Here is a 22,254-nt window from a genome sequence, read left to right as displayed (position 1 = left end):
TTGACCCCGGCGGACCCGCCTTTTACACAGCCGGTCACGCGATACGCTGCATTGCGGGCGCCATCGCGGCCGTGGCTGACCGGCCTCACCGCGCCCCGCAAGGGTCGGTTTCCTCCGTTTAGCTTCGTCAATACGGCACTTTAGGGCGGGTAGCTCAGTGGTAGAGCATTCGACTTTTAATCGACTGGTCGAGGGTTCGATCCCCTCCCCGCCCACCATCGCCGCAATGAGCCACGCCGGAACTTCCGGTTTTCACACCATCCTCAGCCTCTGAACACCGGACAATCGAACATGCGGATTACCCTCGTCGGCTCCAAACACTTCGGCGTCACGACCCTCGATATGCTGAAGACCCACAACGTCGAGATCGCGTCCGTGGTGGTTGCAGATGCCGAGGACCGTCTCGCCACAGCCGCCAAGGTTGCCGGCATCCCGGTGACAGTCCAGGCCAATCCGAAGCTCGTCGTGGCCTCCGAGATCGCCGAGGGCACCGAGCTGATCATCACGGCGCACAGCCACGCCCGCATCGGCAAGGATGCGCTCGCCGCAGCCAGCCTTGGCGGCATTGGCTACCATCCGTCACTGTTGCCCCGTCACCGTGGCATCGCTGCCGTGGAATGGACCATCAAGGAAGGCGATCCGATCGCCGGCGGCACCATCTATCACCTTGCCGATGTCATGGACGGTGGCGCCATCGCCGCGCAGGAATGGTGCTTCGTGAAAAAAGGCGAAACCGCTCGCGAACTTTGGGAGCGCGCGTTGGCGCCGCTGGGCCTCAAGCTGCTCGGCGAGGTCGTGGACTTCGCGACTGTCCACAAGCGCTTGCCCGCAACCTACCAGGACGAGCAATTCGCAACCAATGCGCCAAAACTGGCCTAGAAGCCTCAAAAATGGTTAAAAAGGCGCCGGAACCCGCCCGAATCAACCAAATCTGTCAATAAAGGGAACCAATTTGCCCGTCGCGGCTTGCATCCCGTGAGTTGTTTTGGGTCTATGCGGCAACGCAGCAAATTTTGGACACATTACCCCCCAATAAGGTGGCCATCACAACATCGAGGATTTGATTCAATGCGTTTTGACCGCATCCGTTCCGCCTTGTCCGTTTCGCTGATTGCCAGCGCAGCGTTGATTTCGGCTCCTTCATTCGCAGCCGACAATGCCTATGACGGGCTCTGGAATGTGACCATCGTTACCAAGACCGGCAGCTGCGAGCCGACAGCTCGCTATCCGTTGACCGTCACCGAAGGCCGCATCACTGCGCCCGGCGCCGACGTCAACGGCAAGGTTGGCCGCGAAGGCACCGTGCGCGTGTCGATCGGACCTGCTTTCGCCAACGGCCAGTTGTCCGGCAACACCGGATCGGGCAAGTGGAACGGCGCCTCGGGCGGCGTCCCCTGCAGCGGCCGGTGGGAAGCTTCGCGTCAGTAATCCCCAACCAGGAATGCTCCCCATGATGCCTACCTCGACCTCTCCGCGTTCGCTCGTTCGGACGGCGGTGCTCTGCGCCACGCTCGGTCTGACGTCTGCGTCGGCATATGCCCAGTCAGCGCCGTTCGCCGGTATGGCCGGAGTATGGTCGGGTAACGGGACGATCTCGCTCGAGGACGGCTCCAAGGAGCGCATTCGCTGCAAGGCGACCTATGCCGTGAGCGGCGACGGCGCGGGACTGAACCAGTCCCTGCTCTGCGCCAGCGACAGCTACAAGTTCGAACTGAAGAGCGACGTGAAGTCCAGAGGCGGCGAGCTGTCTGGCAGCTGGGCTGAGACGACCCGCGGCGTGACAGGGTCGCTCGAGGGTCGGGCAACCGCCGGCAAGTTCAATGTTGACGTTTCCTCGCCAGCCTTCAGCGCGAAGCTGATCCTGACGACGACCGGCAACAAGCAGCAGGTCTCGATCACCTCCGAAGGCCAGTTCAGGGGCGCCAGCATTTCGCTCAGCCGCAGCTGATCGTTCCGCACGTTTGGAATTCGAACCCCGGTTGTTTCAAACAGCCGGGGTTTTGTTTTGCCGATATATCCTCTGCCTGAGAGCGTCCGCACGATCTCTCGCAACGCAGCCCCACCGGATTCGTCCGTTGCAAAGCCCGGCGATGTCGCCGATAGAGCCAGTTCTAAGGCTGACACCGCTGCGTGAATCATTGCAGCGCAAGAAACTGGTTCTCAGGGATTATGGATCGCCCCCCGTCGAAGGCCCGCGCCGCGCTGTGGATGTCCGGCTGGCTGCTTCTGATGCTGTTCGTCGCCATCGGCGGTCGCGAGACGCTGCGCGAACTCAATGTCTTCCAGGTGATGGAGATCCGGTCCGTCTTCGGCTTCGTCATGCTGCTGCCGATCCTGTATTTCAACGGCGGCTTTCGCGCCATGAAGACCACACGGCCGCTGGCGCATGTGTCGCGCAACCTCGTGCATTACGGCGCGCAGCTCGGCTGGTTCTACGCACTCACGCTCATTCCCCTGAGCCAGCTCGTCTCCATCGAGTTCACCATGCCGATCTGGATCGCGATCATGGCGGCGTTCTTTCTCGGCGAGCGCATGACGCTCTGGAAGATCGTCGCCATCGTGCTCGGCCTGATCGGCGTGATCGTCATCGTTCGCCCGACCACGGGCGTCGTCAATCCCGGTCAGCTGATTGCGCTAGCCGCCGCGTTTGGCTTCGGCATCTCGATCACATTGATCAAGTCACTGACGCGCACGGACAGCGCGCTGAAGATCATCTTCTGGATGATCGTGGTGCAGTCGGTGGCCGGCGTTTTCCCCGCGCTATACTCCTGGCAGTGGCCATCGGCCTATGTCTGGGGCTGGCTTGTCGTGGTCGCCTTCTGCGGGACGTTTTCTCACTTCTGCATGGCGCGCGCGATGCTCTATGCCGATGCGACGGTGGTCGTGCCGATGGACTTTCTGCGCGTACCACTCAGTGCCACCATCGGATGGTTACTATACTCTGAACGGCTCGACATGTTCACACTGCTCGGCGCAGCTCTCATTCTCGCCGGCAACACGCTGAACCTGCTCAGTACCGATCGACCGCCGGTGCGTGCGGCGGCCTGACGCATCGGGTTCCCTTTTTCGATTTTATTCTCCGAGTGCGTGTCTCGACATTTTGGCGCACGCCCGCAATTGGTACTTTTCCCAATGTGTCTAGGGTCGAATGACCGGATTCGTGGGGGAGATCGTATCGTGCGCCATTTCGCTTTTGCCCTGTCTGCGCTGTCCATCCTGTTCAGCGCGGATGTAGCGCTTGCCGACAAGCGCGTCGCTTTCGTCGTTGGCAATGGCAGCTACAAGAATGTCGATCCGTTGCCGAACCCGCCGATCGACGCGAAGGCCATGGCCAGCGCGCTGCGCAATGTCGGCTTCGACGTCATCGAAGGATCGAACCTGACGCGCGACGGCATGACCGAAAAGCTGCTCGACTTCGGCCGCAAGGCGCAGGGCGCCGATGTCGCGGTGTTCTTCTATGCCGGCCACGGTATCTCGGTGAACAACATCAACTACCTTTTGCCGATTGATGCCAATCTGAAGTCGGAGATGGACGTCAAGCTCGGCGCAGCGATCAATGTCGAGACCACCCTCGACCAGACCATGGGCGATGCCAAGGTGAAGCTGGTATTCCTCGATGCCTGCCGCGACAATCCGTTTGCCGCCAAGATCCGCTCCAGCGGATCTGCCACGCGCAGCGTCGCGGTGTCGTCCGGCCTTGCGGAGATGAAATCCGGCGAAGGCACGCTGATCGCATTCGCCACCAGCCCCGGCCAGACCGCCCTCGACGGCAAGAGTGGAAGCAACAGCCCGTTCACCCGCGCGCTGCTCAACAACATCACCACGCCCGGCGCCGAGATCCAGCAGGCGATGACGAAAGTGCGCGCACAGGTGCAGGACGAAACCAACAAAGGCCAGCTGCCCTGGGGCCACACCAATCTGATCGGCGCAGTCTATCTCAATCCGGACGTGCAGGCGCAGGTCGCCGTTGCCGCGGCCAGCCCCACCGCCACCATGCCCGCGGCGGCCACCGCCGGCTCCGATGTCGAGCTTGAGTTCTGGCGCTCGATCAAGGACTCCAACCGGCCGGAGGAACTGAACGCCTACATCTCGATGTACCCGAACGGCCAGTTCAAGCCGCTCGCCCTCGCCCGTATCGCCGCGCTACAGGAAGCCGCCACCGCGCCGCGTACCGCTGCGCCGGGCGTCGACAAGGCCGTGTTTACCGAGGAAGCCAACCAGCTCACCGAGGACAAGATCGGCCTCGACAAGGTCAAGCGGCGCGACGTGCAGCGCCGCCTCAATGGCCTTGGCTTCGACACCCAGGCGACCGGCAGCTTCGATGCCGGGACCCGTGGCGTGATCACGCGGTGGCAGGCGGCACGCGGTTACCCGACGTCGGGCTATCTCAACAAGGTGCAGCATGCCGCACTACTCACCGAGGTCGTCGCGCTGAAGGAGGAACCGGCACCCGCACCGAAGCCGGTGCGCCGCCAGGTACAACAGCAGACCTATGAGGAAGCGCCCGTGGTCCGGCGCCAGGCTGCGCCCGCCCCCGCCCCGGCCATCGATCCCGCCGGTCCCGGCCGGTTCATCGGCGGCGTGGTTGGCGGCTTCCTCAACCGCTAGGCCCGCTACCTAAAGCGGCAGCTTACTTGCCTGCCGCCTTGCGCAGCGCGTCGTTCATGCGGTCCTGCCAGCCCGGTCCGTCCTGCTGAAAATATTCCAGCACGTCCTGATCGATCCGCAGCGACACCAGTTCGCGCACGCCGGGAACGGCGGCCTTAGCGACCGGTGCCTCGACCGGTTTGGTGGTCGTCTTCTTGAACGCCGCCTCCGCCTCGGTGCGGGCATCCTGGAGCGTGCGCGGGCGTCGCGGGGGCTGTGCCATCTCGGTCAGATTCCTTCCAACATTGCCGTCGACAGATAGCGCCCGCTGAGCGGCTGCACAATCGCTTCCACGGTCTCGCCGAAGATGCGTCCACACAAGGGCGCGATGTGGCAGCTACTCGCCTCTGCTGCACGACCGGCAATGTCAGCAAATTTTACAAATGTCATTCATCGTAACAGGCGCATTCTCCGTGACGCACGTGGCGTTGCACAAAGGTGACCGCGCTGCGGCGCAAACATGCGCTGACTTAAAAAACTTCAAAGCAACGCATTTGTGTTGCGACACGGTCAAACAAATCGGATTAGGATCGTGTCATGTCCGATGAGACGACGAAGGAGGTCACGATGTCAGCATCAGCTGAAGTCCGTACGACCAAAACGTCCCATCCCGCGCCGCGTGGCAGCGATCTTCCGACCTGCCCCGTTTGTGCCGACTCGATGATTGCTGCCGAGGCGTCGGCCTTTCTCACCGATGACGTCGTCAGCTATCTCTGGACCTGCGATACATGCGGCTATGGTTTTGTGACCAAGCACGCCTTTCGCCGGACGGTCTGCAACTAGCGCTGTTCGCGCCGACCCGCGTGAACCGATCTTGGATTGCTCCGCGATCCGAGGAAGTCACCGATTGTGACTATCACATTCACCGTGCCTCTGCTTGCCCGTCGAGGGCTGCCTTCCACGCAAATGGCACAACCCAAACGCCCAGTAAGGCGAACGCAGCCAGTATCGCCCATGCGTCATTGACGCTCCAAACAAAAGCAGCCGCTCGCGCCGAGGCTCAGCATATCGTCTCGACCGGCGTCCGCGTCGGCGCAGCATCGGCACGCGTCAAGGTCAGCAATCTGCGCAAACGATTTGCACCGTCACGCGTGCACCAAGTAACGACCACGCCGCAGTCACACCTTCGCCATTTCTGACGTTCCCAAGCCGTGCTAACCAGCTGTCGGGCCTACAGCGGAGAGGCCGTCTCTCGGGTCGAGGGGATACCCGCACTGGAGTCGGTCATGACCGGTCAAATTCCCTTCTTCGTGCCTAAGCGCACGATCGCTGCAAGTGAGGTCGCGGGCATCGCGGGCTTACTTTTTGTTACAAAGGATTTCCTCATTTCGGCTGGAGCAGCGCTAGAGACAGCGCGTCGCGGCGAGCTGAGCTATATGGACAATCACAAGTATCTTGAGGCCTTGAGGCAGACGAATGCGGGCGCTTGTCTCGTCTCCCCGCGCTTCAGCGCGTCCGTTCCAAAGGAGACCTACTCTTTTGTGACACCTCAGCCATATTTGATTTACTCGAGAATCCTCGCCCTGCTCTATCCAGGGGCGGCTATCCCAGGGTCACTTTTCGAGACCGACGGCATTTCTCCAAACGCGACGATTCATGCTTCGGCCATCATCGATTGCGGGGTTACCATCGATCCCGGCGCAGTGATCGGTCCCCGGGCCAGGATCGGTGAACGCACTTATATCGGGTCAAACGTCGTGATCGGTCCAGACGTCACCATCGGGAGCCATAGCTCAGTCGGCGCCGGCGCTATCATTGCGCACGCAACCGTCGGCAATCACGTCATTGTCCATCCAGGCGTATCGATCGGGCAGGACGGCTTCGGATTCGTGCCCGACAAAGGCGGACATATAAAAATTCTCCAGGTCGGAGGCGTCATTATTGAGGACTGCGTCGAAATAGGCGCAAACACGACCATCGATCGCGGGTCGACCCGTAACACGTTTATCGGCGAAGGCACGAAGCTCGATAACCTCGTACAAGTCGCCCACAACGTGACGATTGGCAGGCACTGCCTCATCGCCGCGCAAGTCGGAATTGCCGGGTCCGCAACTCTCGGGAGTTTTGTTGCAATAGGCGGCCAGACTGGAATTGCTCCTCATCTGACAATCGGCGACGGCGCACAGATAGCCGGCGCAAGCGGCGTCACGCGCGACGTGCCCGCAGGAGAGCGATGGGCAGGATTTCCAGCCCGGCCCAGCCGCAGGTTTTTCCGGCAATACAAGGCCATGGAAATGCTTGCGGCCGGTGACCGCGAGACAAACGATTGATGAACCTGCAAACCACCGGACCTGGCTGCCGGCCGAGGCACGGATGATCGACTGGCCGGTGAAGTCGGAACCGGTGAAGGCGACCTAGTTGACCTCTGGTTACCGCGGCGGAATGTCGCCGCGTGCCCAGCCCTCACGCGTATGCGCCCGAAACTCTTCGAACGTTCCGGCCTCGATGGCTGCGCGGATACCCTGCATCAGGCTCTGGTAATAGGCGATGTTGATTTCAGACAGCAGCATCGCGCCGAGGGTCTCACCTGATCGCACCAGATGATGCAGATAGGCGCGCGAATAGTCTCGCGCGGCCGGCCAGGTGCTCTCTTCGTCCAGCGGCCGCGGATCGTCCTGATGCCGCGCATTGCGCATATTGATCTGGCCGTGACGTGTGAAGGCCATGCCGTGGCGGCCGTTACGAGTCGGCATCACGCAGTCGAACATGTCGACGCCGCGCGCCACCGCTTCCAGCATATCATCCGGCGTGCCGACACCCATCAGATAACGCGGCCGGTCCGAGGGGAGGATCGGAACCACCTCCTCGATCATCGCCAGCATCACCGCCTGCGGTTCGCCCACGGCAAGACCGCCGATCGCATAGCCATGAAAGCCGATATCGATCAGCCCCTGCGCGCTGGCGCGGCGCAGTTCCGGCACATCTCCGCCCTGTGCGATGCCGAACAGCATATAGCCTTCAGGCGCCGTCTCGAAGGCGCGCTTGCAGCGTTCGGCCCAGCGCAGCGACAGCTGCATGGCGCGGTCGATGTCGGCGTGTTCGGCGGGCAGCCGCACGCATTCGTCGAGCTGCATCGCGATGTCCGAATTCAGCAGCCGCTGGATCTCGATGGCCCGTTCCGGGGTCAGTTCGAACTTCGCACCGTCGATATGTGAGCGGAACGTGACGCCCTGCTCCGTCACCTTGCGGAGCTGCGCCAGCGACATCACCTGGAAACCGCCGGAGTCGGTCAGCATCGGACCGTTCCAGGTGGTGAATTTCTGCAGGCCACCGAACGACGCGACGCGTTCTGCGCCGGGGCGCAGCATCAAATGGTAGGTATTGCCCAGCACGATATCTGCACCGGCATCGCGCACGTCGCGCCAGTGCAGGCTCTTCATCGCACCGAGCGTGCCGACCGGCATGAAGGCCGGTGTGCGCACCACACCATGCGGCGTTGTCAGCTGGCCCCTGCGTGCCGTGCCGTCAGTGCGCAGCAGTTCAAAATGATTGGCGACGGTCATTGATTGCGTGTGTCCCGAAACAGCAGACTGGCGTCGCCGTATGAATAGAAACGATAGCCGGTCGCAATGGCATGGGCATAGGCCTGCTTCATCGTATCCATGCCGGCAAAGGCAGAGACCAGCATGAACAGCGTCGAACGCGGCAGATGGAAATTCGTGAGCATGATATCGACGGCGCGGAAACGATAGCCGGGCGTGATGAAGATCGCAGTCTCGTCGGCGAATGGATGAATAACGCCGTCCTCGGACGTCGCGCTTTCCAGCAGACGCATTGAGGTCGTGCCAACGGCAACCACGCGTCCGCCGGCCGCATGCGCTGCGTTCAACGCATCCGCCGTTGCGCGCGAGATCGTACCCCACTCGGAATGCATCTTGTGCTCGGCGGTGTCGTCGACCTTCACCGGCAGGAACGTCCCTGCTCCGACATGCAGCGTGATGCGATGCAGGCCGACGCCCCGCGCCTTCAGAGCGGCTTCCAGTGCCGGCGTGAAATGCAGTCCCGCCGTCGGTGCGGCGACGGCGCCGTCATTGGCGGCGAACATGGTTTGATAATCGGCCGTGTCACGCTCGTCCGGAGCGCGTTTTCCGGCGATGTAAGGCGGCAGCGGCGGCGCGCCGAGTTCAGCGATCGCCTGATCCAGCGCCGGGCCGTGAAACGAGAAAGAGAAGATGATTTCGCCGGCATCACCCTTGTGCTCGACTTGAGCGTCGAGATGTCCGAGCAGGCAGACGCGGCCTTCATTGCCGAAGCGCACCGTATCGCCTTCGACGAGCTTCTTTGCAGGCCGTACCAGCGCCTGCCAGCGCGAATTGTCGAGGCGCTTGATCAGCGTCGCATCGATCTTCGGTTCGGTCTCGCGGCCAATACGACGGCCGGTGAGTTGCGCCGAGATAACCCTGGTGTCGTTGACGACCAGCTGATCGCCGGGCTTCAGCCAGGTCGGCAGATCCGATACGACATGATCCTGCACGCCGATACCCGGCTGAACGACAAGTAGCCGCGCGGCGTCGCGCGGGCTGGCAGGCCGCAGCGCGATGTTCTCGGCGGGAAGTTCGAAATCGAAGATATCGGTACGCATGGGTTTGTAGTTATTCCCACTCCGTCATGGCCGGGCTCGTCCCGTCCATCCACGTCTTGGTGTTGATGCCTATAAAACGTCGATGCCCGGGACAACTAGCGAAGTTCGCTTCGCGCTGCCCGGGCATGACGAACGTGAGGGAGGAGCTTAACTTAGGCAGCCGCGTCAGCAGCCATGGTGGCCTTGACGATCTTGTCCGGGTTCTGCACCGGCTCGCCGCGCTTGATCTTGTCGACGTTCTCCATGCCTTCGGTGACCTTGCCCCAGACAGTGTACTGCTTGTTGAGGAACGACGCGTCGTCGAAGCAGATGAAGAACTGGCTGTCGCCGGAATCCGGGCTGGCCGCGCGGGCCATCGACAGCGTGCCGCGCACATGCGGCTCGTTATTGAATTCGGCCTTCAGCTTCTTGCCCGAACCGCCGGTGCCGGTGCCCTGCGGACAGCCGGTCTGCGCCATGAAGCCGTCGATGACACGGTGGAAGACGATACCGTCGTAGAAGCCTTCGCGCACGAGCTCCTTGATACGGGCGACATGGCCCGGGGCCAGATCCGGGCGCATCTCGATGGTGACGGGACCCTGGGTGGTTTCAAGGATCAAAGTATTCTCGGTAACAGCCATGCTCGTCTCTCTACTGGTTTGGGTTGGTTTCGGCGGTCGTCAAACCGCACTCGGAAGGGGCGTCCAGCGACCGCGTCGCCCAGGCCCCCGGTAAATGGCATCGGCGTGCAATGTTGCAATGTCTCCATCACAGCCGTTCGGTAGGCAACGCTGTCGGCCTCGGAGGCATCCGGCGTCTCGAAGGTAATTCGCGGCCTTCCGAGAAGTTCACCGGATCGCTTGAAGCTGAACAGTACCGTGATCTCCATGCCCGGATGGCCGCGCGGCAAGGCGGGCGGATGCCAGCACACTTTCAGCCTTCCGAACATGCCCTCCAGCGTACTCACGGCGTCAGACTGAGCCGATGCCGGATGCGCCTGAAGGACGCCAGACAGCAATAATGCCGCGAGCAGAGCAATCACCCTGCATCGCGGCATCATGATGCTCACTTGATGTCGGAAGCGACCTGAACCTTGACCATCTTGTCAGGGTCGGTCACGGCGCCGCTGGCCGAACCGGGAGGCGCCTTCTTGAGCTTGTCGACGACGTCCATGCCGGCGACGACGTCGCCAACCACGGTGTATTTGCCGTTCAGCGACGAGCCCTCCGCGAACATGATGAAGAACTGCGAATTGGCCGAATCCGGATCGCCGGCACGTGCCATGCCAACAACGCCGCGCTTGTACGGCACCTGCGAGAATTCGGCCTTCAGGTTCGGATACTTCGATCCGCCGGTGCCGTTGAAGTTCTTGCCATCGCCGGTCTGCGCCATGAAGCCGTCCATCACGCGGTGGAACGGTACGTTGTTGTAGTAGCCTTCGCGGGCGAGCAGCTTGATGCGCTCGGCGTGCTGCGGGGCGATATCGGTGCGCAGCTTGATGATGATCCGGCCCTTGGTCGTGTCGATCACGACCGAATTGGCCTTGTCGAGGCCAGCCGGAAGGGCTGCCGGAGCCTGCGCGAAAGCGGGAGCCGCGAACATCAGCGCGGCAGCAAGTGCGACTATACGGATCATGGAAACTCCGGATCAGAGAAAGCCGGTCAGCCGGCGTTTGATTAAGCGGCGAATTTGGACTTGAGGCTCTTGGCAACCGCGTCCGGGACGAAAGCCGAAACGTCGCCGCCCATGGCGGCGATTTGCCGGACCAGTGTGGCGGTGATCGGGCGGACACTCACCGAGGCCGGAAGAAATACCGTCTGCACATCCGGCGCCATAGTCTCGTTCATGCCGACGATCTGCATCTCGTAATCGAGATCGGTGCCGTCGCGCAGCCCACGGATCATGATGGTCGCACCGATCTGTTGCGCCAGTGTGGTGGTGAGATTGTCATAGGTCGTGCAGTCGAATTCGCAGCCGGCGGCTGAGGCCAGCGGTCCGAACACCTGCTTCACCATCTCCAGCCGCTCGTCCGTCGAGAACAGCGGCTTCTTGCCAGGATGGACGCCGATGGCGACCACGAGCTTGTCGCACAGGCCAACGGCATGGCGGACCACATCGAGATGGCCATTGGTGACGGGATCGAATGAACCGGGATAAAGCGCGATACGGGGCATTCCCCCTCCTACCCCGCCCCCGTTCGAGCCGCAAGCCGACTTGGTTCCGCCCGCTGGGGCCGAAGGGCCGATGTTTATTTTCGGACAGGGCTCGAACCGGATGCCGGGTCAGCGCGTCTACTGGGTACGCAGCAACGATATTGAAAACATTGGGCTTTCGAGCCTCATGTGTCGTCATGCGCGTACGGACGAAACACAAACCGGGCCGGATGAAACCACTTTGCCCGGACACGACAACTTCCTGAAACCGGGCCTGATTAATCAGGCAAGCACAGGAAGCGACAAACAAACCGGGCCAAAACGGCCCGAATGACAGGGGACCGTCATGATCAAGACTCTCTCAGCAGTTGCCGTCGCAGCTTTCATTGCAGCCGCCCTCACCGTTCTGCCGGGCTTTGCCCCGAAGGTCGAGGCGTCGGTGCCGGTGGCCCTCGCCAAGGCCGACCGTCTGGACATCCACACGGTAGGTCGCAACTGCTCCGAGCAGGCCTGGCCGAACTTCGAGGCCTCCTGCCTGCGTAACGCAGCCAGCAAGACGATCACTGTCCGCGAAGTCCGCCTCGTGACCGCCGAGCGTCGCTAAGCGGCAAAGAATACCGTCCCCGGCCAGAGCCGGGGGGCGTACTGATACTCAATCCGGGCAATTGAACTACACTCCTCCACCGCGCGCGATACATAGTTCAGTGAAATTCTCGCGACAACTACTTCAACTAATTTCATAGCAATTCGCGACGCAACGTCGCAGACTGCTGGTTAAGCGCGATCGTGAAAGCGCGAGTCCCGTGAGGGCTGCCAGTGACCGCCATCCCAGCCGCATCGCCAGGCCACTCTGGCGGACTTCCTCTCACGGCAACGATCGGCGCGCTCGGCGTCGTCTATGGTGATATCGGCACCAGCCCCCTTTATGCACTCAAGGAAGCCGTGAAGGCAGCCGCCCATGGCGGGCCTCTCACGTCCGAAGCAACGCTCGGCGTGGTGTCGCTTATCCTCTGGGCGTTGATCCTGATTATCTCCCTGAAATACGCGCTTCTAATCCTGCGCGCCGACAATCGCGGCGAAGGCGGTATCGTCGCGCTGTTGGCACTGCTCCACGCGCGCAACGCAGAGCCGGGCACTTGGCGCATACATTTGCTGATCGTCGGCCTCGTCGGCGCCGCCCTGCTCTATGGCGATGGCGCCATCACGCCGGCGATCTCGGTGCTATCAGCCATTGAAGGCCTCAAGGTCGATGCACCGTCGCTGGCGCCAGCCGTGGTGCCGCTCACCGTCATCATTCTGATCGGGCTGTTTCTGATGCAGAGCAAGGGCACCGGTTTCATCGGCGGCATCTTCGGGCCAGTGATGCTGGGCTGGTTTGCCGTGCTCGCGCTGCTCGGCATCCATGGCATCGTGCAATCGCCCGGCGTGCTCGCTGCCGTCAGTCCGCTCTATGCCTTCGAATTCCTGATCCATCAGGACTTTCACATCAGCTTTGCCATTCTCGGCGCTGCCTTCCTTGCCGTGACCGGCGGCGAAGCGATGTATGCCGATATGGGCCATTTCGGCCGGATGCCGATCAGGCTCGCCTGGTTTGCCATCGCCCTGCCGGCGCTGGTGCTGAACTATTTCGGCCAGGCGGGACTTCTGATCGCCGACCCCACCGCCATCAACAACCCGTTCTATCAACTGGCGCCGGACTGGCTGCACTACCCGCTGGTGGCCTTTGCGACCGTCGCGACGGTGATCGCCTCGCAGGCTATCATTTCCGGTGTGTTCTCGCTGACGCAGCAGTCGATCCAGCTCGGCTTCCTGCCGCGGATGCAGATCCGGCACACCACCAGCCACGCCATGGGCCAGATCTATGTGCCGCTGGTGAACTGGCTGCTGGCGGCGGCGACGCTGGCCGCCGTGCTCAGCTTCGGCACATCGGACGCCCTGGCGGGCGCCTATGGCATCGCGGTATCGCTGCTGATGGCGATCACCACGCTGCTCGCGGCATTGGTCGCTCTGCAATGGGGTTATCCGCCGCTTCTCGTCGTGTCGGTGAATGGCTTCTTCTTCATCATCGATTGCATCTTCTTCGCCGCCAATTCCACGAAGCTGTTCGAAGGCGGCTGGTTTCCGCTATTCTTGGCGGCTGCTGTGGCGTTCCTGATGCTGACATGGCGCAGTGGTGTCAAACTCGTCGAAAGCGCCCGCGCCAAACTGCGTCAACCCGAAGAAGACCTGATCGAGACGGCCGTCAGTCGCTGCCATGCGCGCCTCAATGGCACTGCGGTGTTCCTGGCATCCATGCCGAACGGTGTGCCGCTGGCGCTGACGCAATTCGTCAAGCACAACCACGTCCTACATGAGCGCGTCATTCTGGTGACTGTGCTGATCTCCGAAGTGCCGCGCGTCCCGGATGCCGATCGCGCCGAGATTATCGAAGTCATTGAAGGGATCACGCGCGTCATCTTGCACTACGGCTTCATGCAGTATCCAACGATTTCGGACGGGCTAGGTCTAGCCTCCGAACAGGGCAAGCTGCCCGGCATCGATCTCGCCGAGATCACCTATTACATCGGCCGGGAGACCATCATTCCCAGCGACAAGGTCGCCGGGATGGCGGTGTGGCGCGAAACCGTATTCGCGTTCCTGCAACGTAACGCCGAACGCTCCGCAGCGTTCTTCGGTGTGCCGACCAAGCAGGTCGTCGAGTTCGGCACCGAAATCGAGATTTAAATCGTTCGCGATTTAAGCCTCGGCCGGTCGCACTACTCTCAGCAGGCCTGGCCGAACCTCGAGGCCTCCTGCCTGCGTTCTAGCGATCGACGCCCGCAAGGCGCGGAGCCTCTGCGAAACACGCGATGAGCATTTCGGTGAGGACTCGTACCTTTCGAGGGGGATGCTGACTTGGCGGGCGGATGACATAGACACCTGCCGGTGGCGGCGGATGGCGTGTCATGACCGGAACTAGCGCGCCGGAGGCGACATCGTCATGGGTGATGCCATCGGGGAGCCAGGCGATGCCGAGTCCTGCCAATGCGGCGGCGCGGAGCGCCGTGCCGTTGTCAGCTTTGAAGCGCCCTTGCGGATGCACCCTGATTGTCTTGTCGCCATCCATGAATTGCCAGGCTTCGGTGCCCTGCATGAGAGCCTGATGCGCAACGAGTTCGTCCGGCGTCTCGGGGGAACCATGCGCTTCGATATAGTCCGGGCTGGCGACCAGTTTTCCATAGATGGGCCCGACGTGTCGCGCGATCAGGTTGGAGTCCGGAAGATAGCCAACCCGGATCGCGCAATCGAAGCCTTCGGCGATGAGATCAACGAAGCGATCACTGTAGACGCTATGGATGTGGAGCTGCGGGTGCCGTCGCGCCATATCCGCAAGCACGGGAGCTAAGTGCGTTGGGCCGAAAGTCAGCGGCACGGCAATGCGCAAGCGGCCGCAAAGCTCGCCATCAGGCAGGAGCAATTCCCTGGCCGCGTCGATCTCGGCGCAAGCTCGCGCTGCATGGTCGCGAAACGCGACTCCTGCTTCGGTGAGCGCAGCGCCGCGCGTGGTTCGTGCGAGAAGCTGCACGCCAAGTTCCGCTTCAATGCGAGCAAGCTGCCGACTGACGATCGACTTGGAGACGCTGAGCCGACGCGCAGCGGGCGAAACGCCCCCGGCATCGGCAACTTCCACGAATGTCCTGAGCGCTTCGATGTCCAATTCGGCGTTCCCCATTCCGCAACACAGCTTGCCACGGAAGGGCACTACCTCATCAAGCCCAAGAACGGCAATACCCCGTCAAGACAGCGCCGCCGTTGGCGCATGTCCCATCAAGAAGACCAATCTCACTCACAACGGCACCAGAGGATATATTCATGACCTTTCGTAATGGCCTTGCGTCGCTCCTTCGTCCCGAAGACTCGGTCCTCATTCTGATCGACCACCAGCCCTACCAGCTCGCCAACGTGAACAGCCATGAACCGCAGATGGTGATCAACAATACGGCGGGCCTGGCGAAGGCCGCCAAGGCGTTCGGCGTTCCCACCATCCTGACCTCGGTGCTCGCCGAGCGTGGCGGTCTCTTATTCCCTCAGATCACCGACGTGTTCCCCGGCCAGGAGGTGATCGACCGGACCTTCATCAACACCTGGGAAGACCCGAAGGCGGTGGATGCCGTCAAGGCAACGGGCCGCAAGCAATTGATCATCGCGGGCCTGTGGACTGAGATCTGCGTCGCGATGCCGACGATCCAGGCCCTCGGCGAGGGCTGGGATGTAACGGTCGTCACCGATGCCTCGGGCGCCGTTTCGGTCGAGGCCCATCAGGTCGCCATCCAGCGCATGATCGCGGCCGGCGCAAACATGATGACCTGGCTGGCAGTGGCCGCCGAATGGCAGCGCGACTGGGCGCGGGCTGAGAGTGCCGCCAAGCTAACGGAAGTGATGACGCAGCATGCCGGCGGCAGCGGCATTGCGTATCTGTGGGAGCAACAGCTCCTCAATACGCCGGTGCCGAAGAGCGCAGGCGCATAGCGCCGAAAAGCCCCTTTCGACCGAGCAAGCGCGAGGTGTTGGGTTCTCGCTTCGCTCAACCCATCCGGCACATCGCATACATAAAAGAAAAACCCGCGGCATGACCGCGGGTTTTTTATCAACGTGCCAGCCGCTGCGGAGAGTCTCAGCCCTCCGCCACCGGCGCACCATTGCCGTTCTCGCCCTCTTCGCCCTCGCCCGCCTCGCCGATATGCTCGACCGACACGACGTGCTCGTCGTCAGCCGTGTTGAACACGATGACGCCCTGGGTCGAACGGCCGGCGATGCGGATGCCTTCCACCGGGCAACGGATGAGCTGGCCCTTGTCGGTGACCAGCATGATCTGGTCGCTGTCCTCGACCGGGAACGAAGCGATCAGCTTGCCATTACGGTTGTTGACCGACATCGCGACGATGCCTTTGCCGCCGCGGCCGGTGGTGCGGTACTCGAACGACGAGGTCCGCTTGCCGTAGCCGTTCTCGCTGATGGTCAGTACGAACTGCTCACTGGCCGACATCTCGACATAGCGTTGCTCGCCGAGTTCGATGGCACCCGTCGCCTCTTCGGTCTCCACGGCCGCTGCCGCTTCGTCCGCCACATCAGCACGCTCCTCGGCACCGCCGCGGCGCACCGCATTGGCACGGCGCAGATAGGCAGCGCGCTCATCGGAATTCGCCTCGAGGTGGCGCAGGATGGTGAGCGAGATGAGCTTGTCGCCGTCCGCCAGAGAGATACCGCGAACGCCCATCGAGCTGCGGCCCTGGAACACACGGACGTCAGTCACCGGGAAACGGATGCACTGGCCGCCGGCAGCGGTCAGCAGCACGTCATCATGCTCGGTAGCGATCTGCACATCGACGATCGCTTCGCCCTCATCGAGCTTCATCGCAATGATGCCCGAACGTCTGACATCGACGAAGTCCGACAACTTGTTGCGGCGAACATTGCCGCCTGTGGTCGCGAACATCACGTCGAGGGTTTCCCACGTCGCCTCGTCCTCGGGCAGCGGCATGATCGTGGTGATGCGTTCGCCCTGCTCCAGCGGCAGGATGTTGATCATCGCCTTGCCGCGGCCGTTTGGCGGCGCGATCGGCAAGCGCCAGACCTTTTCCTTGTAGACCTGGCCGCGCGACGAGAAGAACAGCACCGGCGTATGGGTCGAGGCCACGAACAGACGCGAGACGAAATCCTCGTCGCGCGTCGCCATGCCCGAACGTCCCTTGCCGCCGCGGCGCTGCGCCCGATAGGTCGAGAGCGGCACGCGCTTGACGTAGCCATGATGCGACACCGTCACCACCATGTCTTCGCGCTGGATCAGGTCTTCGTCTTCGACCTCGCCTTCCTGTTCCATGATCACGGTCTTGCGCGGCGTCGCAAATTCCGACTTCACCGCACCGAGCTCATCCTTGATGATGCCCTGGACGCGCGCACGCGAACGGAGGATCTCCAGATAGTCCGCAATCTCGACGGCGAGCTTGTCCAGCTCGTCGGAGATTTCTTCGCGACCCAGAGCTGTCAAGCGAGCCAGTCGCAGATCGAGAATGGCCTTGGCCTGTTCGAAGGACAGCCGCGCGGTGCCGTCTTCCTCGAGGCGATGACGCGGATCGTCGATCAGCATCATCATCGTCGCCACGTCCTGCGCGGGCCAATGACGCTCCATCAGGATGTCACGTGCGGTGGCGGGATCCGGCGAAGTACGAATGACACGGATGACCTCGTCGATATTCGCCACTGCAATCGCGAGGCCGACGAGGATATGCGCGCGGTCGCGCGCCTTGTTGAGCAGGAACTTGGTACGGCGCGTGACGACCTGTTCGCGGAACGCGACGAAGATCGTCAGCAGGTCCTTCAGGTTCATCAGCAACGGACGGCCGGTGTCGAGCGCCACCATGTTGGCGCCGAAATTGGTCTGCAGCGGCGTGAACTTGTAAAGCTGGTTGAGCACCACCTCCGGCACCGCGTCCCGCTTCAATTCGACGACGACGCGAAAACCGTCGCGGTCGGATTCGTCGCGTAGATCGGAGATGCCTTCGATCTTCTTGTCGCGCACCAGTTCGGCGATGCGCTCCACCATGGTGGCCTTGTTCACCTGATAGGGAATTTCCGAGACGATGATCGCCTCGCGGTCCTTGCGCGTTGGCTCGATCGAGACCTTGCCGCGCATCACGATGGAACCGCGGCCGGTGTGATAGGCCGTACGAATCCCGGCGCGGCCGAGAATGATGCCACCCGTCGGGAAATCCGGACCCGGGATGATCTTGTTCAGATCGTCAATGGAGAGTGACGGATCGTCGATCAGCGCAACGCAGGCGTCGATGACTTCGCCGAGATTATGCGGCGGGATGTTGGTGGCCATGCCGACGGCAATGCCGCCGCCGCCATTCACCAGCAGATTCGGAAACTTCGCCGGCAGCACGCGTGGCTCGCGGAACGAGCCGTCATAGTTGTCCTGATAGTCGACCGTGTCCTTGTCGAGATCGTCGAGCAGCGACTGCGCGATCTTGGTCAGCCGCGATTCCGTGTATCGCATCGCGGCGGCCTGATCGCCATCCACCGAACCGAAATTGCCCTGACCGTCGATCAGCGGCACGCGCATCGAAAAGTCCTGCGCCATGCGGACCATGGCGTCATAGACCGACTGGTCGCCATGCGGATGATACTTACCGATGACGTCGCCGACGGTTCGCGCCGACTTGCGATACGGCTTATTCCACTCGAAGCCGTTCTCATACATCGCGTAGAGAATGCGGCGATGCACCGGCTTCAAGCCGTCGCGCGCATCCGGCAGCGCACGCGCCACGATCACGCTCATGGCGTAATCGAGATACGAACGCTTCATCTCATCGAGGATGGATACGGGACGAATATCCGAGGGGGCCGGTGGCTCCCCAGGCTTCTGGTCTTCAGTGTCGGACAAGGATGATTTCCGGTCAGGTTTTGCTGGGAATCATATAGCGCATCGCGCGGCTTCAAGCCACCCCGCAGACAACGCCCGCGGCTCTATTTTCCTGCTGATTTTTCAAATGCTTACGGGAGCTGTACAGGGCTTGTGAAGTGGCCCCGAATAAGCCAGCCCGAACCCGCCGAATCTTGCGAAAATCATGCGGCCGTCTTGCAGCAATCTAGCGACCGAAGACTACGGTGTGCATGACCCGGCCGGGCACGAGGGTGAACACGCCGGCGATCACCAGGGCGCCGGCGAAGATCGAAATCATAGTGATGGCATGCGCCCTGACGCGGTGCCGGCGTGCGGCGACCACTCCGACCACCAGCACCACCGGCGCGATGATCGACAGCAGGTGGATCGGGCTCCAGTCTCGCCAGAGCCGGTAGCTATGGCCGTGGATCCCAAACGAACTGATCGCAACGGTGGCGAGCAACGCCACCCAGATCCAGCCGAGCGTCTTGTGTGGCAGCGTGCCCTTGGGCGCGATCAATTGAACGACACCGAGCACGAATGCGACCATGGCCGCAAAAGCATGCAGCGGGATTGGAGCGGCGGCATCAAGCAGCGGCTGCAGCGACATGGTGGCCCTCGCGTTCAGGAGGCAGAGTCAGCTCACCATCGCAGAAATCTTTCCATTGTAAAGATCATATTGCCGCCACGTTGCCGCAGCTAACCGTCCCCTCAAAAAAGCAAAACGCGCTGCGAGCAATCAGCTCACAGCGCGCGATGCAGAAGTTCAGGACGTCCTGACAGCAGATCAGAAGGGTTATATGTGGTTATGGACGTGATGCGTGAGGCGGTCGAGGAGCGCGCCGGTGACCGAGGCTGGATTCCGGGATATCTCCAGGTCGCGCCTGGCGGACGGCTGCACCTTGTTTCGTGCGCGCCTCACGGGCTGATCGTGGCTGAATGGTTGGTTTCGGACGCAAGGCTCTCCGAGACAGGGGACCGCGCTAGTCGAGGCGACCCAAAGTATCCATGCCTCGCTCCGGGCGGACCGGGGCTCGACCACGCAATGATTCAAATCGTGAGCGAGCGTCAGATGCTGCCACCAGGCCCCCGTGCGAAATGTTGAGATCCATCAAGTTCATAGTTGCCAGCTAATCCAGTGGTTTGGCTTTTATCGCCTTGGTCACCCAGGGCGGTCTCATTGATATGCTCTCCCAGGACTCGCGTGATGACCTTATCGAAATTGAGGGGGTCGGCACCGTTGACTTGTATCAAGGACCATCCGTCCCGGCGCAAGCACTCGCCGATCTCCCTTGAGATATTGGCCTGCTTCAAGCCCCTGTCCACGCCGAGTTCGAACAGGAGGACTTCGATGAGCGGCTGGTGCGCATGCCGATCCGTAAGACGGCGGCGCAACGTTTCCTGCGGCGCATCGAGCTGGACAAGCAGGTCCGGTCGCGGCAGGAACGCTAGGCAGTCACGAACCACGTCAATGCTTGGAGTTCGCGCCAGCAAAACTAGCGCACACAATGCCTGGATCAGGCCTTCTTCAAAAATGAAGTAACCTTCCGATTCCTGCGCTTTACGCCAAGATTCGCACAGTAGAGCGATGTCGACCTTCATGCGCCATGACCATGTGCGGCTTCGTAGCGGGATTGATGCTAGAAGCCGCGCCGCGACACCGTCCTTCGGCAGGGTCGATAGCAAGACAGGACCGGAGGTGGCAATCTTTCTGCCAATACGCCCAATGCCATGGCGCGTCTCCGGGCCGTCATCCTGGGCCGACGCATATTCAATCAGGCGATAACCGTTCACTGTCTTCAGGTTGATGCCTTCTTGCGCCAGCCCCCGGCAGAGGCCGCGAAGAAGTGTGGTCTTGCCTGCACCAGGCGGCCCAAATAACTCGATGATCATGGTGGAATGCCCAGCGCCTCGGAACAAGCTGTCATTTACCTGCAGGTCAGAGCTTAGCCGGATTACAAACCACACCAACGTTCATTTGAATGACTGTTCGGATCCGCGGACTGCCGCCCGTCGACTAGTCGGATCACGCCTGCCGCTCCGTTCCGGCATCGTGCGAATGCATGAAGACGTCGTCCCGACATCGAGATTAGCGTCGGCGGACTCGAGGGACATATCCTTATGCTCAACGGAGACGCGCCCAGCTATCGCGCGAGCCACCAGTCGGTTGATGTCGTTGCCGACTACGTCAGCACCTTCGAGGTGGGCCATTGCGCGGCATTGTGGCGGGACGTCGAACAGCCCTTGCTCGAAAGCATTCTGCGCCGGCTCGGAGGGCCACAGCGAACAAGCCTCGACTTCGCCTGCGGAACCGGACGCATTGCGAAGGTCGCCGCTCGGTTGTTCGGCTCGGTTGTCGGGGTCGATGTGTCAGAAGCGATGCTTTCGGCAGCTTCGGTGCCAGACAACGTGACGCTGCTATGCGTCGACGTCACCAAGGTTCCTCTCGAACAGACATTTGACGTCGCCACCGCATTTCGGTTCTTCTTGAATGCAGAAGACACGCTTAGGCGCGACGCATTGCGGGCGATCTATCGGCATCTTCGCAACGACGGCGTATTGGTGTGCAATATCCAGCTCAATGCAACGTCACCCATCGGGTCGTTCAGTCGTGTCCTGAACTGGGCATATCCGAGCAGACCTCGAAACACCCTGACTTTGTATCAATTTTCAAGCCTGCTGTCGGATGAGGGATTTGAGGTCGTGGAGAGCACGTATTACGGCTATCTCCCGCGACCGGGCCGGTTGTTTCCACATCTCTGCGAGGCGCTGATCGAGCCATTCGAAAAGGCGTGCCGGAGGCTCAAGGTGCCGGGATTATTGGCGGAGAGTTTTATTGTCGCGGCGCGAAAGCGGGAACGCCTGTTTCCTCAGGTGCAGGACCCTCGGCGAATCGTGCAGGCACCAACAACCTCTTGAGGTTCGGGAGCATGATCATCGAGTTCTTTGGCCCGGCACCACCTTCGCCCACGCGCTGTGCAAGCGGCTCAACGAGCGCGGCCATCATGCGAATGTTGTGCTCAGCTATTCGGAGCCACCACCTCTCGCGTCACCGACGCCTCATGCCCTCCCACGGCAGGTGAGCGTGCAAGACGAAGCGAGTTCACGAGATCGATGGTTTCCTCCTGCGTCAGTAGATCGCCGGTCTCCAGCCGCTCGATCAGGCTGACCCCGCGCAATGCGGCCCACTCTTCGGTCGCCGCGATCGAGCGAAGCACCTTCAACATCGTGTTGATCGATCCGGCTTTGCTCCTGAGGAATACGGCGCTGTAGCGAGTAGCCCAAGGGTCCGGCAGCCCGCTCTCCCTGTCCAAGAGAAGCCCAAACCTCTCGCCGCCCTCCATTACAACGGGCTTTACGCGAAATCGGCTGGCAATGCGTTGATTTATCAAACGAAAGCCCCCTTGTTTACACAAGCGGGCCCCGCAGAATCTGATTCGAGTCTCGTCGGCAATCCGGAAGCTGAA

The 22,254-nt window shown here is 61.6% G+C and carries 24 protein-coding genes and 1 tRNA gene; 13 read left to right on the top strand and 12 right to left on the bottom strand.

Annotated features, from left to right (window positions below; all coding sequences use genetic code 11):
• Window positions 1-143: 143 nt before the first annotated feature.
• The 6 genes from AB8B02_RS09885 (at window position 144) to AB8B02_RS09860 (ending at window position 4,608) form a co-directional block, all read left to right on the top strand.
• Window positions 144-218: transfer RNA gene (locus tag AB8B02_RS09885), tRNA-Lys, on the top strand.
• A gap of 73 nt (window positions 219-291) precedes the next feature.
• A complete protein-coding gene (locus AB8B02_RS09880) occupies window positions 292-879 on the top strand; it encodes a formyltransferase family protein (RefSeq protein WP_439063826.1) in 588 nt (195 codons plus the stop codon).
• Window positions 880-1,068: 189 nt separating this feature from the next.
• Window positions 1,069-1,428, top strand: coding sequence for a hypothetical protein (locus tag AB8B02_RS09875; protein WP_068730757.1), 360 nt, complete (start codon window positions 1,069-1,071; stop codon window positions 1,426-1,428).
• Window positions 1,429-1,450: 22 nt separating this feature from the next.
• On the top strand, window positions 1,451-1,948 hold the full coding sequence (locus AB8B02_RS09870) for a hypothetical protein (protein WP_349768808.1): 498 nt from the start codon (window positions 1,451-1,453) through the stop codon (window positions 1,946-1,948).
• A 221-nt stretch (window positions 1,949-2,169) separates the two neighbouring features.
• Window positions 2,170-3,048 (top strand): DMT family transporter, encoded by an 879-nt coding sequence (locus AB8B02_RS09865; RefSeq protein WP_175367010.1) that lies wholly within the window; start codon window positions 2,170-2,172, stop codon window positions 3,046-3,048.
• A gap of 129 nt (window positions 3,049-3,177) precedes the next feature.
• On the top strand, window positions 3,178-4,608 hold the full coding sequence (locus AB8B02_RS09860) for a caspase family protein (RefSeq protein ID WP_439061585.1): 1,431 nt from the start codon (window positions 3,178-3,180) through the stop codon (window positions 4,606-4,608).
• A 22-nt stretch (window positions 4,609-4,630) separates the two neighbouring features.
• On the opposite strand, the gene AB8B02_RS09855 is transcribed toward AB8B02_RS09860, so the two are convergent.
• Window positions 4,631-4,870, bottom strand: coding sequence for a BrnA antitoxin family protein (locus tag AB8B02_RS09855; RefSeq protein WP_068730761.1), 240 nt, complete (start codon window positions 4,868-4,870; stop codon window positions 4,631-4,633).
• A 344-nt stretch (window positions 4,871-5,214) separates the two neighbouring features.
• Here AB8B02_RS09855 and AB8B02_RS09850 point away from each other — a divergent pair, with 344 nt between their 5' ends.
• Together AB8B02_RS09850 and lpxD are read left to right on the top strand one after the other, a co-directional pair.
• On the top strand, window positions 5,215-5,430 hold the full coding sequence (locus AB8B02_RS09850) for a hypothetical protein (protein WP_068730943.1): 216 nt from the start codon (window positions 5,215-5,217) through the stop codon (window positions 5,428-5,430).
• 443 nt (window positions 5,431-5,873) lie between these two features.
• On the top strand, window positions 5,874-6,917 hold the full coding sequence (lpxD, locus tag AB8B02_RS09845) for a UDP-3-O-(3-hydroxymyristoyl)glucosamine N-acyltransferase (protein WP_439063825.1): 1,044 nt from the start codon (window positions 5,874-5,876) through the stop codon (window positions 6,915-6,917).
• A gap of 99 nt (window positions 6,918-7,016) precedes the next feature.
• On the opposite strand, the gene tgt is transcribed toward lpxD, so the two are convergent.
• The 6 genes from tgt to coaD all read right to left on the bottom strand — a co-directional run bounded on the left by tgt (window position 7,017) and on the right by coaD (window position 11,382).
• Window positions 7,017-8,150, bottom strand: coding sequence for a tRNA guanosine(34) transglycosylase Tgt (tgt, locus tag AB8B02_RS09840; RefSeq protein ID WP_439063824.1), 1,134 nt, complete (start codon window positions 8,148-8,150; stop codon window positions 7,017-7,019).
• Complete coding sequence (queA, locus tag AB8B02_RS09835) at window positions 8,147-9,229, bottom strand: tRNA preQ1(34) S-adenosylmethionine ribosyltransferase-isomerase QueA (RefSeq protein ID WP_439063823.1); 1,083 nt, start codon at window positions 9,227-9,229, stop codon at window positions 8,147-8,149. The genes tgt and queA overlap by 4 nt, the downstream gene beginning before the upstream one ends.
• A gap of 152 nt (window positions 9,230-9,381) precedes the next feature.
• Entirely contained in the window at window positions 9,382-9,849 is a 468-nt protein-coding gene (locus AB8B02_RS09830; protein ID WP_116663619.1) for a peptidylprolyl isomerase, read from the bottom strand.
• Entirely contained in the window at window positions 9,825-10,268 is a 444-nt protein-coding gene (locus tag AB8B02_RS09825; RefSeq protein ID WP_439064619.1) for a hypothetical protein, read from the bottom strand. Before AB8B02_RS09825 ends, AB8B02_RS09830 begins: the two co-directional genes overlap by 25 nt.
• Window positions 10,269-10,273: 5 nt before the next feature.
• Entirely contained in the window at window positions 10,274-10,843 is a 570-nt protein-coding gene (locus AB8B02_RS09820) for a peptidylprolyl isomerase (protein ID WP_089264448.1), read from the bottom strand.
• A 41-nt stretch (window positions 10,844-10,884) separates the two neighbouring features.
• Window positions 10,885-11,382, bottom strand: a complete 498-nt coding sequence (gene coaD / locus AB8B02_RS09815; protein WP_089264449.1) for a pantetheine-phosphate adenylyltransferase — start codon at window positions 11,380-11,382, stop codon at window positions 10,885-10,887.
• Between the two features lie 70 nt (window positions 11,383-11,452).
• Here coaD and AB8B02_RS09810 point away from each other — a divergent pair, with 70 nt between their 5' ends.
• The 3 genes from AB8B02_RS09810 to AB8B02_RS09800 all read left to right on the top strand — a co-directional run bounded on the left by AB8B02_RS09810 (window position 11,453) and on the right by AB8B02_RS09800 (window position 14,085).
• Window positions 11,453-11,695: a hypothetical protein gene (locus AB8B02_RS09810; RefSeq protein ID WP_184516379.1), complete on the top strand. Its 243-nt coding sequence runs from the start codon at window positions 11,453-11,455 to the stop codon at window positions 11,693-11,695.
• Between the two features lie 12 nt (window positions 11,696-11,707).
• A complete protein-coding gene (locus AB8B02_RS09805; RefSeq protein ID WP_439063822.1) occupies window positions 11,708-11,965 on the top strand; it encodes a hypothetical protein in 258 nt (85 codons plus the stop codon).
• A 212-nt stretch (window positions 11,966-12,177) separates the two neighbouring features.
• On the top strand, window positions 12,178-14,085 hold the full coding sequence (locus AB8B02_RS09800) for a potassium transporter Kup (protein WP_439063821.1): 1,908 nt from the start codon (window positions 12,178-12,180) through the stop codon (window positions 14,083-14,085).
• A 79-nt stretch (window positions 14,086-14,164) separates the two neighbouring features.
• On the opposite strand, the gene AB8B02_RS09795 is transcribed toward AB8B02_RS09800, so the two are convergent.
• Complete coding sequence (locus AB8B02_RS09795; protein WP_439063820.1) at window positions 14,165-15,058, bottom strand: LysR family transcriptional regulator; 894 nt, start codon at window positions 15,056-15,058, stop codon at window positions 14,165-14,167.
• A gap of 155 nt (window positions 15,059-15,213) precedes the next feature.
• Here AB8B02_RS09795 and AB8B02_RS09790 point away from each other — a divergent pair, with 155 nt between their 5' ends.
• Window positions 15,214-15,870 (top strand): hydrolase, encoded by a 657-nt coding sequence (locus AB8B02_RS09790; protein WP_120289867.1) that lies wholly within the window; start codon window positions 15,214-15,216, stop codon window positions 15,868-15,870.
• A gap of 145 nt (window positions 15,871-16,015) precedes the next feature.
• Here AB8B02_RS09790 and gyrA read toward each other — a convergent pair whose 3' ends face one another.
• From gyrA to AB8B02_RS09775, 3 genes are all read right to left on the bottom strand, one after another.
• Window positions 16,016-18,787 carry a DNA gyrase subunit A gene (gene gyrA / locus AB8B02_RS09785; RefSeq protein WP_439063819.1) on the bottom strand — a complete coding sequence of 924 codons (2,772 nt, stop codon included), beginning with the start codon at window positions 18,785-18,787 and terminating at the stop codon, window positions 16,016-16,018.
• 205 nt (window positions 18,788-18,992) lie between these two features.
• Window positions 18,993-19,397, bottom strand: coding sequence for a DUF2306 domain-containing protein (locus tag AB8B02_RS09780; protein ID WP_439063818.1), 405 nt, complete (start codon window positions 19,395-19,397; stop codon window positions 18,993-18,995).
• A 458-nt stretch (window positions 19,398-19,855) separates the two neighbouring features.
• The gene (locus AB8B02_RS09775; RefSeq protein WP_439063817.1) at window positions 19,856-20,680 is read right to left on the bottom strand and encodes an AAA family ATPase; all 825 of its coding nucleotides are present in this window, start codon (window positions 20,678-20,680) and stop codon (window positions 19,856-19,858) included.
• A gap of 228 nt (window positions 20,681-20,908) precedes the next feature.
• Here AB8B02_RS09775 and AB8B02_RS09770 point away from each other — a divergent pair, with 228 nt between their 5' ends.
• Entirely contained in the window at window positions 20,909-21,706 is a 798-nt protein-coding gene (locus AB8B02_RS09770; protein WP_439063816.1) for a class I SAM-dependent methyltransferase, read from the top strand.
• Between the two features lie 101 nt (window positions 21,707-21,807).
• On the opposite strand, the gene AB8B02_RS09765 is transcribed toward AB8B02_RS09770, so the two are convergent.
• Window positions 21,808-22,014, bottom strand: coding sequence for a hypothetical protein (locus AB8B02_RS09765; RefSeq protein WP_231080749.1), 207 nt, complete (start codon window positions 22,012-22,014; stop codon window positions 21,808-21,810).
• Between the last annotated feature and the right edge of the window lie 240 nt (window positions 22,015-22,254).

Origin of the sequence: Tardiphaga sp. 862_B3_N4_1, assembly GCF_051811085.1 — a bacterium.
Taxonomy (GTDB): domain Bacteria; phylum Pseudomonadota; class Alphaproteobacteria; order Rhizobiales; family Xanthobacteraceae; genus Tardiphaga; species Tardiphaga robiniae.
This window is presented reverse-complemented; position numbering and strand designations above follow the sequence as displayed.

Excerpts from the sequence above, each read along its gene's own strand:
- AB8B02_RS09880 (WP_439063826.1), top strand. The coding sequence starts at position 292 with ATGCGGATTACCCTCGTCGGCTCCAAACACTTCGGCGTCACGACCCTC.
- AB8B02_RS09875 (WP_068730757.1), top strand. The coding sequence starts at position 1,069 with ATGCGTTTTGACCGCATCCGTTCCGCCTTGTCCGTTTCGCTGATTGCC.
- AB8B02_RS09870 (WP_349768808.1), top strand. The coding sequence starts at position 1,451 with ATGATGCCTACCTCGACCTCTCCGCGTTCGCTCGTTCGGACGGCGGTG.
- AB8B02_RS09865 (WP_175367010.1), top strand. The coding sequence starts at position 2,170 with ATGGATCGCCCCCCGTCGAAGGCCCGCGCCGCGCTGTGGATGTCCGGC.
- AB8B02_RS09855 (WP_068730761.1), bottom strand. The coding sequence starts at position 4,870 with ATGGCACAGCCCCCGCGACGCCCGCGCACGCTCCAGGATGCCCGCACC.
- AB8B02_RS09850 (WP_068730943.1), top strand. The coding sequence starts at position 5,215 with ATGTCAGCATCAGCTGAAGTCCGTACGACCAAAACGTCCCATCCCGCG.
- lpxD (WP_439063825.1), top strand. The coding sequence starts at position 5,874 with ATGACCGGTCAAATTCCCTTCTTCGTGCCTAAGCGCACGATCGCTGCA.
- tgt (WP_439063824.1), bottom strand. The coding sequence starts at position 8,150 with ATGACCGTCGCCAATCATTTTGAACTGCTGCGCACTGACGGCACGGCA.
- queA (WP_439063823.1), bottom strand. The coding sequence starts at position 9,229 with ATGCGTACCGATATCTTCGATTTCGAACTTCCCGCCGAGAACATCGCG.
- AB8B02_RS09830 (WP_116663619.1), bottom strand. The coding sequence starts at position 9,849 with ATGGCTGTTACCGAGAATACTTTGATCCTTGAAACCACCCAGGGTCCC.
- AB8B02_RS09825 (WP_439064619.1), bottom strand. The coding sequence starts at position 10,268 with ATGATGCCGCGATGCAGGGTGATTGCTCTGCTCGCGGCATTATTGCTG.
- AB8B02_RS09820 (WP_089264448.1), bottom strand. The coding sequence starts at position 10,843 with ATGATCCGTATAGTCGCACTTGCTGCCGCGCTGATGTTCGCGGCTCCC.
- coaD (WP_089264449.1), bottom strand. The coding sequence starts at position 11,382 with ATGCCCCGTATCGCGCTTTATCCCGGTTCATTCGATCCCGTCACCAAT.
- AB8B02_RS09810 (WP_184516379.1), top strand. The coding sequence starts at position 11,453 with ATGTTTATTTTCGGACAGGGCTCGAACCGGATGCCGGGTCAGCGCGTC.
- AB8B02_RS09805 (WP_439063822.1), top strand. The coding sequence starts at position 11,708 with ATGATCAAGACTCTCTCAGCAGTTGCCGTCGCAGCTTTCATTGCAGCC.
- AB8B02_RS09790 (WP_120289867.1), top strand. The coding sequence starts at position 15,214 with ATGACCTTTCGTAATGGCCTTGCGTCGCTCCTTCGTCCCGAAGACTCG.
- AB8B02_RS09780 (WP_439063818.1), bottom strand. The coding sequence starts at position 19,397 with ATGTCGCTGCAGCCGCTGCTTGATGCCGCCGCTCCAATCCCGCTGCAT.
- AB8B02_RS09775 (WP_439063817.1), bottom strand. The coding sequence starts at position 20,680 with ATGATCATCGAGTTATTTGGGCCGCCTGGTGCAGGCAAGACCACACTT.
- AB8B02_RS09770 (WP_439063816.1), top strand. The coding sequence starts at position 20,909 with ATGCTCAACGGAGACGCGCCCAGCTATCGCGCGAGCCACCAGTCGGTT.
- AB8B02_RS09765 (WP_231080749.1), bottom strand. The coding sequence starts at position 22,014 with ATGTTGAAGGTGCTTCGCTCGATCGCGGCGACCGAAGAGTGGGCCGCA.